The organism is Specibacter sp. NPDC078709 (assembly GCF_040686795.1).
Taxonomy (GTDB): Bacteria; Actinomycetota; Actinomycetes; order Actinomycetales; family Micrococcaceae; genus Specibacter.
On record NZ_JBFBLU010000001.1, the window covers coordinates 191999 to 206629 of the forward strand.

Consider the following 14631-nt stretch of genomic DNA (forward strand, 5'->3'; position numbering starts at 1 on the left):
CATGAGTGTCTATACGCGCCAGTAACGTTCAGTCGTGCGTATGAGTTCACGCAGTGGCCGCCAGTCCTTTGGACGGGCGCGTGGTTACGTCGCAACCAAGCGCAGCTGCAACGTCGCCGGACTGCTTTGTGGCGCTACTTGCCCAGCCCTGCCCGGCGCAGCGCCTCGGCCATGGCTGTATTGGCCGACGGTGCCGCGGTATTGGGACGACCCTGCGCGCCGGCACCCCGGGGGCTCTGCGCGCCTGCACCCCGGGGACTCTGCGCGCCGGCACCCCGTGGGCTCTGCACGTCTGCAGCCCTGGGACCCTGCCCACCCGGCCGGCGGCCCTGACTTGAGCCTTGGCCGGAACCTTGGGTAGAACCCTGGCCGGGGTTGGCGCCTTTGCTGCGGGCACGCGAGTTAGCGCCGGCGCCCGCACCGGCACCGGCGCCGGCACCGGCACCGGCACCCACCTCATCGTCCAGGCGCAGGGTGAGCGAAATACGTTTGCGTTCGGGCTCTACTTCCAGAACCTTCACGCGCACCACTTGGCCGGACTTAACTACAGCGTGCGGATCGGACACGAAGCTGTTGCTCATGGCCGAGACGTGGACCAGCCCGTCTTGGTGCACGCCAATATCCACGAAGGCGCCAAACGCGGCCACATTGGAGACGGTCCCTTCCAAAATCATGCCGGGGCGCAGATCGGTGATTTTCTCGATGCCGTCGGTAAACGTGGCGGTTTCAAAGCGCGGACGGGGGTCACGCCCAGGCTTTTGCAGCTCGGCAATGATGTCTTTGACAGTGGGTAAACCAAACTCACCCTCGATGAAATCGGCCGGGTTCACGGATGCCACCGCGCCGAGACCACCGGCAATCTCATGAGTGCCCGCACCGGCCGCGACGAGGATCTTGCGGGCCACACCATACGCCTCAGGGTGCACACTGGAGGCATCCAGCGGTTCCGATCCCCCGGTGATCCGCAGGAATCCGGCACACTGCTCGAACGCCTTCGGGCCCAGCCGCGCCACCTTGAGCAGTTCCCGGCGCTTGTTGAAGGGGCCATTCTCGTTGCGGTGAGCCACAATGTTCTCACTCAATAGAGGCCCGACGCCGGCCACCCTCGCCAAGAGCGCGGGCGAGGCCGTGTTCAGATCCACACCCACCGCGTTGACGCAGTCTTCCACGACAGCGTCAAGAGAACGGTCCAGTTTGGCGGGGGTGAGATCGTGCTGATATTGGCCCACGCCAATGGACTTGGGCTCAATCTTGACCAACTCGGCCAGCGGGTCCTGGAGGCGGCGCGCAATCGATACGGCACCGCGCAGGGATACGTCCATGCCGGGAAGTTCGGCACTCGCCAAGGCCGAGGCGGAATATACGGATGCGCCCGCCTCGGAGACCACCAGCTTGGTGACCAAACGGTCAGGGTTCAACCGCTTGAGTTCGGCCACCAGTTCAGCAGCCAGCTTGTCTGTTTCGCGACTGGCAGTCCCGTTGCCAATGGCGATCAGCTCAACGTCATGCCGCTGGCACAGCGAGACCAAGGTGGCGAGGGCTTCATTCCAGCGTTTTGCCGGTGCATGCGGATAGATGGTCTCAGTGGCTGCAACCTTTCCGGTGCCGTCCACCACCGCTACCTTGGTGCCCGTGCGCAACCCCGGATCCAGACCTAGGGTGGAGCGGTTTCCGGCCGGAGCGGCCAGCAGAACATCGCGCAGATTGGCGGCAAATACGCGCACGGACTCCTCTTCGGCACTCTGGAACAACCGGACGCGCAGATCCACTGACAACCGGGTCAGAATACGTGTCCGCCACGCCAAACGGGCTCCGGTCATGAGCCAAGTATCGGCGGCACGGCCGGAATCGGAGATGCCCAAGGAGCGAGCCACAGCATTTTCGTACACCGTCCGGGCCTGGACCGCCGCTTCCTTGTCACGGGGGTCAGCCTCGGCCAGATCCAGCGACAGCACACCTTCCTTTTCACCGCGCAACAAGGCCAGGACCCGGTGACTGGGCAGGGTATGTGGCGGCTGAGCGAAGTCAAAGTAGTCCTTAAACTTCTCCCCTTCATTGTCCTTGCCGGTTTTAACAGCGGAACGGAGACGGCCGGTCTTCCACAACCGCTCACGCAACTCGCCGACCAATGCCGCGTCTTGGCCCGCACGTTCAATCAAGATGGCCCGGGCCCCGGCCAAGGCATCATCCGCAGTAGCAACATCGCGCTCCGAGCTGAGGAAGGCGTCGGCTGCAACGCCGGGGAACTTCGAAGGATCCGCTAGCAACGCGTCCAGCAACGGCTCCAGTCCGGCTTCGCGTGCAGCGTCGGCTTTGGTCTTTCGCGTGGACTTATACGGCAGGTACAGATCTGCCAGCTCGGACTTCGTGGTGGCGGCTTCCACTGAGCGGCGGAGGGTATCGCTGAGTTTCCCTAGGCCGTGGATGGTTTCCAACACCACCACCCGGCGGGCTTCCAATTCGCGCAGGTACCGCAGGCGCTCTTCGAGCTCACGCAACTGGGTGTCGTCGAGGGTACCGGTGGCTTCTTTTCTGTACCGGGCAATAAAGGGGACACTGGCGCCGTCGTCCATCAGTCCAATCGCGGCACGGACCTGAGCCGGGCGCACACCCAACTCGGCAGCGATGGTGTTGATGATGCGCTCGTTCTGGGCGGCAACGGTGGGCAGATTCAGGGGCACGGCTCTCTCATTCACCCTTCAATTCTGCCCCACTGCACGGCCTCCCGCGGACCCGCTCACATCACACGTCCCATGTGCCTTAGGTAACACTAAGTCGAGAGCCTGATCACAAAGTGCCAAGATGAAGCTATGCGAATGGATCATGTTTCTTACGCCAGTGAATCAGACGGATTGGCTGCCACTTCGGAGCGAATCGCAACAGCCCTTGGGGTCAAGGCGGTCAAGGGCGGAGTGCATCCGCGCTTCGGTACCCGCAATATGATCATCCCCCTCACGGACCACCACTATGTGGAAATTGTGGAGTGCCTCAACCACCCGGCCTCCGACAAAGCACCGTTCGGTCAGGCCGTCCAGGCCCGCTCCGCTGCCGGTGGCGGCTGGATGGGTTGGTGCGTTGCGGTTGACGACCTGGCCCCCTTCGAGGAACGCCTCGGCCGCAGTGCGGTCCCCGGAAACCGCAAGTTTCCCGATGGCCAGGAGCTGATCTGGCAGCAGATCGGCATCAAGGGCCTGATCGCGGATCCGCAGGTCCCCTACATGCTCAAGTGGGAGGGCGATCCCACGCTGCATCCCTCACAAGCCCGCCCGTCCACGGTGCGCCTCTCCTCGCTGACCATCGCCGGCAGCGCTGAGCGCGTCACTGAATGGTTAGGCGAGCCCGTCGAGGCGCCGCTGAACGATGTCGCCGTGGAGTGGATCGCACCGCGCGGTACCCCCGGGATCATGAGCGTCACTTTTGAAACGGCTAACGGCCAGGTGACGATCTAGTTTTGAGTTGAGGGGGTAGCTGTTCTCTTTCGTCCGTGGCATGCCGGGGGCGAAAGAGAACAGCTACCCCCTCGCTTGCGTTAACGGCGGGCTGACCGAGAATGCGCCGAACGGAGGAAGTGCCGAACGGACGGTGATGTGCGGGCTCAGCCGCCGAAGCCCAGCGCCGGACCCAGCGTGAACGCCGCAATATCCACCAGCGCGTGCGCCACCACTAGCGGGGCCACCCGCCCCCACTTCTTGTACACCCAGCCGAACAACAACCCCATGACGAAGTTTCCAATGAACGGCCCGAACCCCTGATAGAGGTGGTAACTGCCACGCAGCAGTGCCACCAGAACAATCGCCGCCCACGGGCCCAGCCCAATCTTCGCCAGCCGCCCCAGCAGGTAACCGTTGAGGATCACTTCCTCCAGCACGCCCGCCCGAATGGCCGAAAGCACCAACACCGGCACCGTCCACCAATACTGGTTCAGCGCGCTGGGAATGATCTCGGTCGTGATCCCCATAGCCCGTCCAGCCGCATAAAGCCCCAGCGACGGCACCCCAATAACCACCAACAGCCCCAGCGCAGCTAGAGAGTCGCGCAACGGATGCCGCCAGTCCAGCCCGATGCTGCGGAACACGGATTTCCCGGGCTCGGCCAGCAGATAAAACACCAGCATGACCGGCACCAGGGCAAAGAAGATGTCCAGAATTTGGTACGTGAAATCAAAGAATTCGCGGTTGTTGCGCACCGCGTTCAGCGTGGAGGTCCCCTGGGAAATGGGCGCCCGACTCAGCTTGTCCAGCAGCGACACCACCGAATACACGGCCGACTGACCGATCGAAAGCCCCAGCACCAGCAGCACTTCAATGATCAGCCGCTTCCGGGACTTAGTCCCCCATCCTTGATGCTCGACGCCGGATCCGGCACCTTTCGCCGCTGGCGCAGCACCCGTTGGCGCAGCTCCCGCTGGCGAGTCGCCCGCTGGACCGCCCGCTGGCGAGTCGGCCGCTGCGGCGACGCCCGCGCGGCCGGGAGCAACGCCGTCGTGCTTGGAATGTTTGGAGTGCTTGGAGTGCTTGGAAATAGCAGGCACAGGTTCAGTCATACACGCAATCATGCCGCCCTTGACGCGATTGTGCATGCGGGATCGGTAAACTCGGGGAATGGGAGCCCCTGAACAGATCATCATGGTGCGGCATGGGCAGTCGGCCGCCAACGTTGACCAGACCATTTATAACCAAATTCCGGATTATCGGATCCCGCTCACGGAGCTCGGCGTGCTGCAGGCGAAGGCGGCCGGCGAAAAGGTTCGGCGCCAGCTCAACGGCAAAAAGGTGCGCGTCTATGTTTCCCCTTATTTGCGCGCCTACCAGACCTTGGAAGCCATGGACCTGGGCGATCTAATTGACTCCACCATGGAGGAACCGCGGTTGCGCGAGCAAGACTGGGCGAACTTCCAGAATCCGGCGGAGATCGCCGATCAGAAGGAGTTGCGCAACGCCTACGGACATTTTTTCTACCGGTTCCGCGAGGGCGAATCGGGCTCCGATGTGTATGACAGGGTGTCCTCTTTCATGGAGACTCTGTTCCGTCAATGGGCCAAGCCCGACGCCGCTCCCAACGCCTTGTTCGTGACACATGGCCTGACGATGCGACTGTTTTGTATGCGCTGGTTCCACTGGTCGGTGGAGTACTTCGAATCGCTGAATAACCCGGAGAACGCCGCGACACGGACCTTGATCAAGACCGGGGATCGGTACGTTTTGGACACCCCGTTCGCACAGTGGACCCAGGCGGACCCCGGGACCACCGTGCTGGATGCCCCCACCCGCATCTGGTGAACCACGCCGTGGACGTCCCAGCCGCGCACTTTCCAGCCACGCACCGACAGTTCTCAATAGGCAACACTTGGCTGGCCTAATTATAAATTTTGGGGAATCTAAGGGTAGCCTTGCCTGAGAGCTGAGGCACACCCCAGTTTTTAGCGTCAATGGAATCCCGGAGTACTTGGGTGCTTGCAACACTTGTTATCGGCCTGCGAGAAGGGCTCGAAGCCGCATTGATCGTCGGCATGATCGCCGCTTTCCTGCGCCGCAATTCCGTCTCGCTCAAGCCCATGTGGTTCGGCATTGGCGCAGCCGTAGTGCTTAGCGCAGTGGTGGGCATCATCTTGGAGATCGTCTCCGCCGCACTCCCCCAGCAGCAGCAAGAAGCCATGGAAACCATTATTGGTGTAGTGGCTGTGGTGATCGTGACGTTCATGATTCTGTGGATGAGCAAGAACGCCCGCTCCATGAAATCCACGCTCGAAGCCCACGCCGGATCGGCCATCAAGGGCGGCTCCGTGGTCGCCATGGCCACCATGGCCTTCCTGGCGGTCCTGCGCGAAGGCGTGGAAACCGCCGTCTTCATGGTGGCCGCGTTCCAATCCTCACTGAGCCCAATCGCTGCCGGAACCGGCGCCGTAGTGGGCCTGGCCATCGCCGCGGGCGTGGGTTTCCTCCTGTTTCGCGGCGCCATCAAACTCAACCTGGCCAAGTTCTTCAAGGCCACGGGCGTCTTTTTGGTGTTCGTCGCCGCTGGCCTGGTCATGAAATCACTGCGCACAGCGCACGAGGCCGGCTGGGTCAACGTGGGCCAAGATCCCACCGTCAGCCTGGCGTGGCTGGCCCCCAACGGCAGCGCCCGGGCAGCAATCCTGACCGGCGTTCTGGGCATCCCCAGCGATCCGCGCGTGGTGGAAGTCCTGGGCTGGGCGCTCTATCTTGTCCCCATGCTGGCGTTCATCCTGTGGCCACGCACCTGGCGCCCGTCCGCCGCAGCCCTGCCGCGCGTGCAAATCATCGCGGCCGGCACCCTCGGGGCAGCCGCGATTGTGTTGATCGTCGCCGCACCCCTTGCCATCCCCGCCAATCCCCTATCACCCACAAGTACGACGCCGGCCATCACCTCCTCCGGTCAGGCGGGCGTTACGCTCCAACTCACCTCGGGCGACGCCGCCAGCGCGGCCCTTGCTGCCGGCGCTGCTGACCACGGCGCTGCCGCCTCAACCGCCGAGAAGACACTCATTGTCACAGCTGCCGACGGCACCCAGAGCAGCTACCCACTCACCGCTCATGGCACCGAATCCCACGCCGGACGCACCGTCTCGGCTTACACAGCCGTCGCGACCACTGCTGGAGCGGGCGAACCTGCCAGCCTGAGTGTGGATGCCCTGACAGAGCTCAACGGCGGTCGGATGCCAGTAGGTATCAGCAGCTCCAGCAACCCCGGGCCGTTCACAGCGGCATGGACCCACAAGGGCAAAATCTCCGTCTGGCTCGTCAACGACGCCATCATCGATGCCGCCAACACACAAAGCGCCACGCTGACTCTGAGCGGCGGCGGTTTGAATACCCCGCGCACCATCGCCATGTCCGGACAGGACGGTTGGCTGGTGCCCGAAGAGGACGTCACGGCCGCCGTCACCGAGCTCAACAGCTTTGAAACGGCCAGCACCGAAAACGTGCTGTGGTCCCGTTACCTTCCCGGCGTGTTCATCATTGCCGCCTTGGCTCTTCTCTTCTCGGCCCGCCGCAACCGGCGCCAGCTGCTGGTCACCGCACCCTCCCCGTAAGCATCATTGACGCGCTTGGCCTACGCCAAACGCCTCTTTGGGCTCCCCAAAATTTATTCTGCTCCTCCTTTTCATCCCTACTTTTCATCCCTACCTCAAGGACTTTCATGATTACCTTCGCCCCCCGTTCCTTCCGCTCAGCGGCACCGGCAGTACTGGCCGGCATGGCAGTTCTCACCCTTTCCTTGTCAGCGTGCGGCAGCGCAGCACCCACTGAGAACGCCGCCGACGCCGCCAAGGGTGGCACAGCATCAGTGAGCAATGGCGCAGCCCAGATCGCGCTCAGCGTTGAAAAGGTCGACGGCGAGGATTCTTGCGTCCCCGATTTCGACTCGGCCCCGGCAGGTCCTGTCACGTTCACCATCGCTAACAAGGACGCTTCCGGTGTCAGCGAAGTCGAGCTGCTCAGCGATAAGCGCATCCTGGGTGAGCGTGAAAACGTGATCCCCGGCTTGAAGTCGGTGAGCTTCACCGTCACGCTCACCGGTGGCGAGTACCAGCTGTACTGCCCCGGCGCTAGCAAGGAATACCAGCCGTTCACTGTGACAGGTGCAGCGGCATCGGCCGCCGCCAACGGTGTGAGCGATCTACTCAAACAGGGCACCGAAGGCTACGCCAAGTATGTCTCCGGCCAGGTGGACAGCCTGGTTCTGGCAGCGGCCGCACTGCAGAGTGCCGTTGATTCCGGCGATGTCGCGGCCAGCCAGAAGGCGTACGCCGAGGCTCGCCCGTTCTTCGAGAGGATCGAACCGGTCGCGGAGAGCTTCCCCGATCTGGACCCCGCGCTCGACTTGCGCGTGGCCGACGTCGAACCTGGCACAGAGTGGACCGGCTTCCACCCGTTGGAAAAGGAGCTGTTCGAGGCCAAGGCCATCACGGCTTCCGCCAAGGCTCTGGCCGCTGGCATTGTGAAGAATGTTGCCACGCTGAAGACGCTGACGGCCGAGCTGGAGACCAACGCCTCCTACAAGCCGGAGGAGCTGGCCAACGGTGCTAGCGGTCTGCTTGAAGAGGTTCAGTCCTCCAAGATCACCGGTGAAGAAGAGGCCTACTCCAAGCTGGATTTGGTGGATTTTGCTGCCAATATCGAAGGTTCACAGCAGGCGTTTGAGTACCTCAAGCCGGCTCTGACCGAGATTGATCCCGTCCTGACCAAGCAGATTTCCGGCCAGTTCGAGACTGTCAACACGGCACTTAATGGTTACAAGGATGCTAACGCGCTAGGTGGATTCAAGGCGTACACCGATGAGTTGAAGAAGTCCGACGCCGCCAAGCTCACCGCCCTGATTCAGTCGTTGCAGGCACCGCTGGCAAAGATCGCTGAGAAAGTAGCCACGGTCTAAATGACGCAGAGCACTCCCGCTGCGGACAAGCTTTCCCGGCGCACCTTCTTTAGCGGATCGGCTGTCGTGGCCGGTGCCGGCGGGTTGGTTCTGGGCGCCGCCGGCGGTGCGGCTGTTGCCGCCGCGACCGCGCCTGAGTCAGTCTCTGAAGCTGACCGTTTGGCTGAGCGGGCTTCACTGAAGTACCCCTTTTATGGGGAGCATCAGGCCGGAATTGACACTCCTCCGCAGGACCATCTGGTGTTCACCGCTTTTGACGTCACTGCGCTGACGGCCGTGGAATTGCAGCTGGTGTTGGCCAAGTGGTCGGCAGCCATGTCCGAGCTGACGGCCGGTTCCCCCGTAGGCAAGGTGCAGCCCGAACGTGAGCAGGGCATTCCTGTTGACACGGGTGAAGCCACGGACATGGGGCCTCAGGGATTGACGCTGACGCTGGGCTTTGGGCCATCGCTATTTGACGGCAGGTTTGGGCTGGAGAAGTTCAAACCAGTGGATTTTGCGGACCTCCCCGCCATGGCTGGGGAGTCGTTGGATCCGGCCTTCACCGGCGGCGATCTCTGTATTCAGGCTTGTGCCAACGATCCCCAGGTGGCGTATCACGCTGTGCGAAACCTGGCCCGCATGGCCCGGACCTCGGTGCGGACCAAGTGGACTGTGCTGGGCTTTGGCCGCGCCTCGGCCGGAGCTAATCAGGCCACGCCGCGAAACCTCATGGGATTCAAGGACGGCACGCGCAATATCCAAGATCCGGCCGATTTTTCCGATCAGGTATGGGTTGGCGAGGAGGCCGGCCAGCCGTGGATGGTAGGTGGCAGCTACCTCGTGGCCCGCAAGATCCACATGCTGATCGAGACGTGGGACGAAGACCCCATTGGCGATCAGCAAACCATTTTTGGCCGGAGTAAGAAGGAGGGGGCTCCCCTCACTGGCACCAAGGAGCATGACGTCCCGGACTTCCATGCGACAGTGGCAGGTGGCACGGCTGATCAGACGGTCATTGCAACGAACTCGCACGTGGCCTTGACCGCTCACGAAAACAACAACGGCACCAAGATCCTGCGCCGGGGTTATAACTTCACGGATGGGCTGGATTCGGTGGGACGCCTCGATGCCGGCCTCATGTTCCTGAGCTTCCAACGCAGCCCGGAGCAATTTATTGCCCTGCAGCGAAAGCTGGGGAAATCGGATCGCCTCAACGAATACATCCGCCACGTGGGCTCTGGCGTATTCGCCGTTCCCGCCGGTCTGCCCGCCGCTGGCAGCTACTACGGCAAGGAGTTCTTCGCCTAAGACGCTCCGACTCAGCTATTCCCACATCGACCCGTTAGATAATGCCGCTTAGAAGCTTCTAAGCGGCATTATCTAACGGGTCGATGTGTCAGAACGGGTGGTGCAACCAGGAACTAGACGGTTACGGGGACGCGGTCGTCCTGAGCGGGGACGGCAGCAGCAGCACCGGTAGCAGCACCGGCAGCAGCAGTACCGCCAGCAGCAGCGGACGCTCCGTAGCCGTGGTCGTCGTCCTCCATGTTGATTTCATCGAAGGGGTCACGCCCGGCCAGAACTTCCCGGGCCTTATCCATATCCAGTTCGTGGGTCCACTTGCCAATCAGCAACGTGGCCACGGCATTGCCGGTGAAGTTGGTCAGGGCGCGGCACTCGGACATGAACTTGTCGATGCCCACAATCACGCCCATGCCATCGAGCAGAACCGGCTTGTGCGCGGCCAGACCGGCGGCGAGTGTGGCCAGACCAGCACCGGTGACACCGGCAGCACCCTTGGAAGCGATGACCATGAAGATCAACAGGCCAATCTGCTCGCCGAGGTTCATCGGCAGGCCCATGGCGGTGGAGATGAACAGTGCACTCATGGTCAGGTAGATGGCAGTGCCGTCAAGGTTGAAGGAGTAGCCGGTGGGGACGGTGATGCCAACAACAGGCTTGGAGACACCGGCGTGTTCCATCTTGGCCATCAGTCGCGGCAGGGCAGATTCAGAAGAAGAGGTTGCGAAGATCAGCAGGTATTCGCGGCCAAGGTAACGCATCAGGGTGAAGATGTTCAGACCCGTCACTAGGCGCAGGATCGAACCCAGAATCACCACGATGAACAGTGCACATGTGAGGTAGAAGGCGCCCATGAGGATGGCCATGGAACCAATGGCGGCCCAGCCCGTGGCACCTACTACTGCGGCGATGGCACCAAAGGCACCGACCGGAGCGAGCCACATGATCATGGTCATCAGCTTGAACACTACTTTTTGAATGTGCTTGACACCGTTGAGTACCGGCTCGCCGGCCTTGCCCAGGGACTGCACGGCGAAACCAACCATGAGCGCCAGCACCAGGGTGGGCAGCACGGGGATGTCACCGGGGATCATTTCCATCAGGAACTTCACCGTGGAGTTCTCCTCGGCGCCGCCACCTGCCTTGTACGGCTCAAGGTGCAAACTGGCCCCCGGATGAATGATATTGCCCACCAGCAGACCGATCGCCAGCGCCACGGTGGACATCGTCATGAAGTACAGCAGAGCCAGGCCACCCACCTTGCCCACGGTGGCGGCCTTGGCAATGGAGCCAACACCAATCACCAAGGTGCAGAAAATGATGGGCGCAATGACCATCTTGATCAGCGCAATGAACATGGTCCCGAGCGGCTTCAGCGACTTGCCCACTTCAGGAGCCAGCAGTCCGATCGCTGCACCAAACACCACGGCGGCGATGACCGCAATGTAGAGCCAATGGGTCTTATCCAGCCTACGTTTTGCCGGCTTGGCCGTGCTGAGGTTCCCTCGTCCTTGAGAGCTCATGGTGACTCCTTGCTTATGGGCTTTTTGCTTTGCTGGTCTGCGCGGCTGATGATTAGCATTGGTTGGTGAGGCTTGCGATCCGCCTCACATAAGATTGCCCCGCAACGTGATTTAGCTCACCGTTGTGTTCATATTGGTCGCACGAAAGGTTGTTCATGCTGTGGCGCCGCTGGAGTATTGCCCGCAGGTTGTTCGTTGCCAACCTGATTTATGTGGTGCTCTTGACCGCCGGGCTGGCCACCTTCATGGTGTACGACGCCGGCTCCCGCACTTATGACCAGACCCGCCAGCGGATGCTTGCCGTCGCCACCGCGCTCGCCGACTCACCTGCCGTAGTAGCTGCGGCTAAGGAACCCAATCCGAGCGCTATCCTGGAGCCGTTTGCAAAATCCGTCATGGCTGATGCTCACGTCGATTTCATCACCATGATGTCGCCGCAGGGCGTGCGCTGGACGCACCCTGACCCACAAGAAATCGGCAAGCAGTACGTGGGGTCCCTCGCCCAAGCACAGGCCGGGAACAACTATTTTGAAACCACAACCGGTACTTTGGGGCCATCGGTCCGCGTGATTGTTCCCATCCATGATGCGGAAGGGACGTTGCTGGGTATGGTCGCCGCCGGCACCACGGTGGGCAACGTCCAGGTGCTGGTGGCGAGCAGGCTCCCTGCGGTCGCGGGGCTGGCGGCGGCGCTCTTGCTGGCTGGCTCCCTGGCGGCTTGGGCCTTGGGTAGGTACCTCAAACGCGTCACCTTTGGTTGGGGACCTGAAGAAATGGGACAGCTGTTCACGTACTACGAATCGGTGCTGCACTCGGTGCGCGAGGGCTTGGTGCTGGTGGATACCCGCGGCACCATGGTGCTCCACAACGACCACGCCGCACTTCTCTTGGGGATCAAAGCCCCCTCTACCGAGCAAGCAGGACAGAGAGGGCAGACGCCGGCAGCGCAGCCCAGTTTGGATTCCTTGGGGCTACCGGATTCGCTCCGGGAATTGTTGGAGAGTGGCCGTACGGCCACCGATGAGGTCCATCTAGCCGGCGACCACCTCCTGGTGGTCAGTCAACGCCCTGCCCAAACCCCCGGAAGCAACACTCCGGCCGGCACGGTAGCCACCCTACGAGACCACACCGAGCTGACGGCTTTGGCCAGCAGTCTCAGCAGCACCCAAACCCTGGTGGAAGCGCTGCGTTCCCAGACCCACGAGCATGCAAATCGACTGCACGCCATCATTTCCCTCATTGAACTGGACCGACCCCGTGATGCTTTGAACTTCGCCACAGCCGAACATACTGAGAGCATTCGGTTGGGAGGCGAATTTGTCGAAGTCCTCGATGAACCGTTCCTCGCCGCACTCCTGCTAGGCAAACGTGCCCAAGCCGATGAGCGCGGCGTGAGCCTGGAGCTGACAGCGGCCGGAACCTTGCCGCCCGACACCTTAGATCCGCGCGAACTCATAACCCTGCTGGGCAACCTCGTGGACAACGCCATAGAAGCCTCGGCCAGCTGCGCGGAACAACCCACCGTGTGGGTGGATCTTTTAGTGGCCGACGGCGACCTGACCCTCACCGTCGCGGATAACGGCCCCGGCCTGCCCACCACCGATCTGGATGTCCTTGGCAGAATAGGCACCACGGACAAAGCCTCCGTGGCACCCGGCGGACGCGGTTACGGCATGGCTTTGATCCGCCGCGCAACCGCCGCCCTCGGTGGCACCATCACTGGCGAGAACGACGGCGGCGCCGTCATGACCGCGGTGATCCCCGTTGACGCACTAGCCGCCCACGTACCATCAACACCACCGCCATCAACACCACCGCCATCAACAGGAGGCGCATCATGAGCAATTCTTCTCCCATCCGGGTGCTCGTGGTGGACGATGAACCCATCGCCTTGGCCGCGCACGCGGACTATGTGCGCCGGTTGAACGGTTTTGAGGTGGTGGCCGAAGCGCACGGGATGCAGGCGGCGTTGGCGGCACTGAACGATCCCGCCACTCCTGCCGTGCAGCTGATTCTGCTGGACATGAACCTCACTGACGGGCACGGCCTGGATCTGCTCCGACGCGTTCACGGGCTGGGGCTGGTCCCGGACGTCGTGGCGATCACGGCGGTGCGCGATGTCCAGGTGGTGCGTTCGGCCATTGCATTGGGCATTACGGCCTATCTTATTAAGCCGTTCACCTTTGCTGCGTTCCGGGAAAAGATGGAGAACTACCTCAACTACCACGCACTGTTGACGGACCGAGCGCAAACCTCCCAGGACGCCATTGACCGGGCGTTGTCACAACTGCGGCCCACCGGAAAATTGGTGCTGCCTAAAGGCATGCTGCCGGAGACCCTCCGCACCGTCGCCGATTGGCTACGCGCTCACGGGCAACCGGCGTCTGCCACCGAGGCCGCTGCCGAACTGGCCATGTCCCGTGTGACAGCGCGGCGTTATCTGGACTATTTGGTGGAAACCGGCTCAGCGCTAAAGGCCCCACGGCATGGTTCGCCCGGCCGGCCAGAACTGGAATACCACTGGCCACTCCCCCGCTAGGCAGAGCACCGTTCAGTGCTCCGGGTCAGTGCTCGGGGTCAGTGCTCCAGGTCAGTGCTCGGGGTCAGTGCTCCAGTTTAGGCGCCACAATAACGTGGGTACCGGCCTCGCGAAACGCCTCCATCTGAGCGTCGGTGATGCGTGAATCCGTGATGAGGTTGCGGAATTCGTGCTCTTGCATGGTGGCGAAGGCGCGCTTGCCAATCTTGGAGGCGTCGGCCAAAATATAGGCTTCCGAGGCGCGGCGTGCCATCTTGGAATTCACCGAGGCCTCTCCCTCATCATTGGTGGTGGGGCCTGCGCCGGGTTCAATCCCATTGACACCAATGAAGGCGAAGTCCAGTGCCACCCGTTGCAAAATAGTGTCCGCATACGGTCCCACCAGCTCGTAGGAGCGTGGGTTCACGATGCCACCGGTGACCATAATCTTGAAGTTGGGGCGGATGGCTAGCTGAGCGGCAATGTTGATGGCGTTGGTAACCACTGTCAAGGTGGGCCGGTTCGATTGGACCATCAAGTCCTCACGGGTGGATAACACCTGAGCCAACGCGGTACTGGTCGTACCACCGCACAAACCAATCACGGCGCCTTGGGGGATCAACGCACTCGCGGCGTGGGCGATCTGCTGCTTTTCCTCGGCATGGTCATCACGGTTGTACCGCCCGGGAAGATCGTAAGAAACAGAACCGCTCCTGGCTCCACCGCGTGTACGTGTCAGCAGGCGCTCGTTAGCCAGTGAATCCAAGTCGCGGCGAGCCGTTGCCGGGGAGACACCCAGCTTCTCAACGATCTCGTCCACTTCCACTTGGCCGTCCGCCGCCAGGATGTCCAAGATGGCGGTAAGCCGTTCATTTCTGTTCATTGTTCAATCCTAGGCGGCGAACCGGC

At 62.0% G+C, this 14631-nt stretch carries 11 protein-coding genes; 7 read left to right on the forward strand and 4 right to left on the reverse strand.

Annotation, left to right across the window (positions count from 1 at the left end):
* Positions 1 to 134: 134 nt before the first annotated feature.
* A complete protein-coding gene (locus AB0P14_RS00910) occupies positions 135 to 2681 on the reverse strand; it encodes a Tex family protein (protein WP_363838106.1) in 2547 nt (848 codons plus the stop codon).
* Between the two features lie 129 nt (positions 2682 to 2810).
* Here AB0P14_RS00910 and AB0P14_RS00915 point away from each other — a divergent pair, with 129 nt between their 5' ends.
* The gene (locus tag AB0P14_RS00915) at positions 2811 to 3449 is read left to right on the forward strand and encodes a VOC family protein (protein ID WP_363836630.1); all 639 of its coding nucleotides are present in this window, start codon (positions 2811 to 2813) and stop codon (positions 3447 to 3449) included.
* Positions 3450 to 3595: 146 nt separating this feature from the next.
* Here AB0P14_RS00915 and AB0P14_RS00920 read toward each other — a convergent pair whose 3' ends face one another.
* On the reverse strand, positions 3596 to 4312 hold the full coding sequence (locus AB0P14_RS00920; protein ID WP_363838109.1) for a type II CAAX endopeptidase family protein: 717 nt from the start codon (positions 4310 to 4312) through the stop codon (positions 3596 to 3598).
* 289 nt (positions 4313 to 4601) lie between these two features.
* On the opposite strand from AB0P14_RS00920, the gene AB0P14_RS00925 reads away from it, so the two are divergent.
* The 4 genes from AB0P14_RS00925 to efeB all read left to right on the forward strand — a co-directional run bounded on the left by AB0P14_RS00925 (position 4602) and on the right by efeB (position 9687).
* Positions 4602 to 5279 carry a phosphoglycerate mutase family protein gene (locus tag AB0P14_RS00925; RefSeq protein WP_363836631.1) on the forward strand — a complete coding sequence of 226 codons (678 nt, stop codon included), beginning with the start codon at positions 4602 to 4604 and terminating at the stop codon, positions 5277 to 5279.
* A 170-nt stretch (positions 5280 to 5449) separates the two neighbouring features.
* Entirely contained in the window at positions 5450 to 7054 is a 1605-nt protein-coding gene (gene efeU / locus AB0P14_RS00930) for an iron uptake transporter permease EfeU (protein WP_363836633.1), read from the forward strand.
* Between the two features lie 107 nt (positions 7055 to 7161).
* Positions 7162 to 8397: an iron uptake system protein EfeO gene (efeO, locus tag AB0P14_RS00935; protein WP_363836635.1), complete on the forward strand. Its 1236-nt coding sequence runs from the start codon at positions 7162 to 7164 to the stop codon at positions 8395 to 8397.
* Positions 8398 to 9687: an iron uptake transporter deferrochelatase/peroxidase subunit gene (gene efeB / locus AB0P14_RS00940; protein ID WP_363836636.1), complete on the forward strand. Its 1290-nt coding sequence runs from the start codon at positions 8398 to 8400 to the stop codon at positions 9685 to 9687.
* A 113-nt stretch (positions 9688 to 9800) separates the two neighbouring features.
* Here efeB and AB0P14_RS00945 read toward each other — a convergent pair whose 3' ends face one another.
* Positions 9801 to 11204, reverse strand: a complete 1404-nt coding sequence (locus AB0P14_RS00945) for a cation:dicarboxylase symporter family transporter (RefSeq protein ID WP_363836637.1) — start codon at positions 11202 to 11204, stop codon at positions 9801 to 9803.
* A 155-nt stretch (positions 11205 to 11359) separates the two neighbouring features.
* Between AB0P14_RS00945 and AB0P14_RS00950 the strand changes: the two genes are divergently transcribed.
* Both AB0P14_RS00950 and AB0P14_RS00955 read left to right on the forward strand, forming a co-directional pair.
* Complete coding sequence (locus AB0P14_RS00950; RefSeq protein WP_363836638.1) at positions 11360 to 13045, forward strand: ATP-binding protein; 1686 nt, start codon at positions 11360 to 11362, stop codon at positions 13043 to 13045.
* Positions 13042 to 13743: a response regulator gene (locus tag AB0P14_RS00955; RefSeq protein WP_363836639.1), complete on the forward strand. Its 702-nt coding sequence runs from the start codon at positions 13042 to 13044 to the stop codon at positions 13741 to 13743. Before AB0P14_RS00950 ends, AB0P14_RS00955 begins: the two co-directional genes overlap by 4 nt.
* Positions 13744 to 13807: 64 nt before the next feature.
* Here AB0P14_RS00955 and AB0P14_RS00960 read toward each other — a convergent pair whose 3' ends face one another.
* On the reverse strand, positions 13808 to 14605 hold the full coding sequence (locus AB0P14_RS00960) for a DeoR/GlpR family DNA-binding transcription regulator (RefSeq protein WP_363836640.1): 798 nt from the start codon (positions 14603 to 14605) through the stop codon (positions 13808 to 13810).
* Positions 14606 to 14631 lie beyond the last annotated feature (26 nt).